A 2,921-nucleotide genomic window follows, 5' to 3' on the forward strand; every position below is an offset into this window, starting at 1 on the left:
GCGCAGCACCTCCACCACCCGCCCCGACGTCGCGCCCGCCCTGCGGAACGACGGCTCCCCGAAGCGCCGCAAGGGCTCCACGCCGTCCAGCTTGCGCATGGCGTAGCCCAGGACCTGGCGCGCCTGCTTGTCCGTCGCCAGGGCCTGGGGCGCCACCACGCGGCCGGGCAGTCCTGCCGGGAAGACGCGCAGCTTGCGTTGGTGCTCGTCCAGCCGGACGCGCGCCGCGGCCTGCTCCGCGGGCAGGCCCGTGTAGTCGGGGTGCTCGGGGGGCTTGAACACCTTGAGGGCGCGGCCATCCCCCAGGTCGAACACGTCCGCCTCGCCGCCCTTGCCCAGCGCCCGCGCGGGGTTCAACCGCACCTTCTTGCCTTCGAGCCAGACGTCCATGGCCTCACGCCCTCCCCATGCGGCGGCGCAGCACCACCAGCGTGGTGTCGTCCGGCAGCAGGCCCGGCGTGCGCGCCAGTTGCTGGGAGGCGAAGTCCGCGCGCACGGCTTCTCGGTTGAGCAAGGCCAACCGGCGGCGCAGGGCATCCGGGTTGGCGAAGTACCGGTCCTCCGTCCAGAGCCGCGACAGCGGGCCGACGAGCTCGTCCCGCGCCGGCATGCGCGTGGTGGCCAGCCGCTCCAGGTCCGCCACCCCGTCGGTGCCCAGCAGCAGCGCGTGGACGTCCTCCGTGGGCACCAGGGCGCGCGCGGTCAGCGCGACGTCCTCTCCGTGCGTCAACGCATAGGTGAGATAGGGCGGCGCGTTCCCCGGAAACGGCCCGAGCGGATGCACCTCGCCATTGAGCGCCCACACGCCATCCCCCGCGGAGAAGACGAGCGTCTGCGTGGGCGTCACCACCGCGCCCACCACGGTGAAGAGGAAGTCCCCCATCACCTCCCGCCCCAGGTCCGCCCGGAGCTCACTGAGCAGGCACAACACGTCCTCACGAAGTCCTGGGAGGAAGGTGGGCGCATCCACGCGCTCACCGTCCGCGAGCCGCACCAGCGCGGCCTGCGCCATCCTGCGCGCGCCCAGCTGTGCGCCCAGCTCACTGCAGGGCTGGCTGCCACAGCCGTCCGTCACCACGGCCACCAGGCCATGCTCGCTGGCGCGGATGCACAGCGCATCCTGGTTGTTGCGACCCGCTCGGGCATGCTCCCGGCCTGGCACCGAGGCAGCGGCGATATCGAAGGGCAGCGCGGACATGGCTCTCCCATCACGAACCTGGGTTGAGTCCATGTTCGTGTCTAAGTGACACCAGCATAGTGTCCAAATGACACGATGTCAATGCCACGAGGGACCGGGGCGCCCTCAAGCCCGCGGAGGGTCAGAGCTCGAAGTTGAAGCCCGCCTTCTCCAGCTGCTTGTACTTCTTGTGGTCGAACCGGTAGAGGCGCGCGGCGCGGTGGGAGACGTCCTGCTCCACCTCGTCCAGCTCCTCGAGCAGGTCCATGGCGAGGATCTTCTTGCGGAAGTTCCGCTTGTCGAGCTCCCGCTCCAGGATGATTTCGTACAGCCGCTGGAGCTGCGTCAGCGTGAACTTGGGAGGCAGCAGCTCGAAGCCGATGGGCTGATAGCGGACCTTGCCCTTGAGCCGCTGCAGCGCCGTGCCGAGCACGTCCGCGTGGTCGAAGGCCAGCTTCGGCGTATCCCAGACGGAGAACCACGCCGCGTCCCGCGCATCCGTCGCCGCATGCGGTACGTGGTCACTGAGCTTCACCAGCGCGAAGTACGCCACCGTGACGACGCGCCCGCGTGGGTCTCTCCCCGGAGTGCCGAACGTGTAGAGCTGCTCCAGGTGGTTCGGCCGGACGCCCGCCTCCTCCCCCAGCTCCCGGCGCGCGGCGTCGTCGAGCGACTCCTCCATCCGCACGAAGCCCCCCGGCAGCGCCCACCGCCCGGAGAAGGGCTCCACCCCACGGCGGATGAGCAGCACCTTCAGGTCCTCGTCATCCAGACCGAAGACGACACAGTCCACCGTCAGCGCCGGCCTCGGGTACTCATAGGTGTAGCTCACGGCTCCCCGAATAGGGTCCGGAACACACCCGGGTCAAGTCAGGGACGGCGGTGGGGGCCGGGCTCGCGCGGCTAGGTCCGGACCATGCGCGACAGCTGGCGCCAGTCGACGAGCTGGACGCTCTCCTCGGCCAGGTCGAACTCCAGCGAGCGCCGCATGCCGATGACGTCGCCGCCCATCTGGAAGGGCACTTCCCGGTCGAAGTCCATGCGCAGGCGCTGGACGAACCAGTCATGCATCTGGGGCATCGGATGCTCGCCGCGCCAGAGGCGGAACATGTTCCGGGTAGCCTCGAGCACGCCGGCGCCATAGACGCGCACGGACAGCCGGTGGGGCACCGCCTCCGCGAAGGGGAAGGCCTTGAAGCCGAAGCCCCACTCGGGCGTGGTGGCCGCGCCGGCGACGCCCGCGGGCCCCCGGTACAGGAGCGCGCCCTTGTCCCCATGCGGCACGGGCAGCACGGAGCCCCGCGCGTCCACCGTGAGGGCGGGGTCGCCCAGGTTGTAGACGGACACCATGGGGTTGCCCTCGCCGAAGACGTGGCGAGGCACCGTCCGGGTGAACATCGCGCCCAGGTAGCCACGCAGGCCGGCCTGGGTGCCCCGCAGCGGGCCGGAGGCGGCGAGCTGATTCTTGAAGTCCTGAATCATCTCCGCGTCCCAGCCGGTGCCGGCGAAGGGGGCCACCTTGCCCTCCACGCGGACCAGGGCGAAGGGGCGCAGGGGCGGCAGGCGCTCGCCCACGGCGGCAATCTGCTTCAAGGCCTCCGCGGGCCGCGGCGCGCCGGTGACGCGCGCCCAGGCGTTGCCGGTGCCCATGGGGAGGACGCCAATGGCCGGCAGGGCCACCCCCGCGGTGCGTAGCTCGTTGAGCAGCCCCGTAATCGTCCCGTCACCCCCACCCGCCAGGAGG

3 protein-coding genes and 1 pseudogene are annotated in these 2,921 nt (G+C 71.0%); all 4 read right to left on the minus strand.

The features are described 5' to 3' along the window. A pseudogene (locus G4D87_RS36155) lies at nt 1-390 on the minus strand (hypothetical protein); the annotation flags it as partial. 4 nt (nt 391-394) lie between these two features. Beyond that, nucleotides 395-1,198, minus strand: a complete 804-nt coding sequence (locus G4D87_RS36160) for a protein phosphatase 2C domain-containing protein (protein ID WP_163787350.1) — start codon at nt 1,196-1,198, stop codon at nt 395-397. A gap of 121 nt (nt 1,199-1,319) precedes the next feature. Further along, the gene (locus G4D87_RS36165) at nt 1,320-2,009 is read right to left on the minus strand and encodes an NUDIX hydrolase (protein WP_163787351.1); all 690 of its coding nucleotides are present in this window, start codon (nt 2,007-2,009) and stop codon (nt 1,320-1,322) included. 71 nt (nt 2,010-2,080) lie between these two features. Then, on the minus strand, nt 2,081-2,921 hold an 841-nt coding region (locus G4D87_RS36170; RefSeq protein ID WP_163787352.1), incomplete at its 5' end, for a diacylglycerol/lipid kinase family protein.

Source organism: Myxococcus vastator (assembly GCF_010894475.1).
Classification (GTDB): Bacteria; Myxococcota; Myxococcia; order Myxococcales; family Myxococcaceae; genus Myxococcus; species Myxococcus vastator.

What these genes read in the sequence shown, in the direction of transcription:
- G4D87_RS36160 (WP_163787350.1), bottom strand. Translation starts at nt 1,198, where the DNA reads ATGTCCGCGCTGCCCTTCGATATCGCCGCTGCCTCGGTGCCAGGCCGG.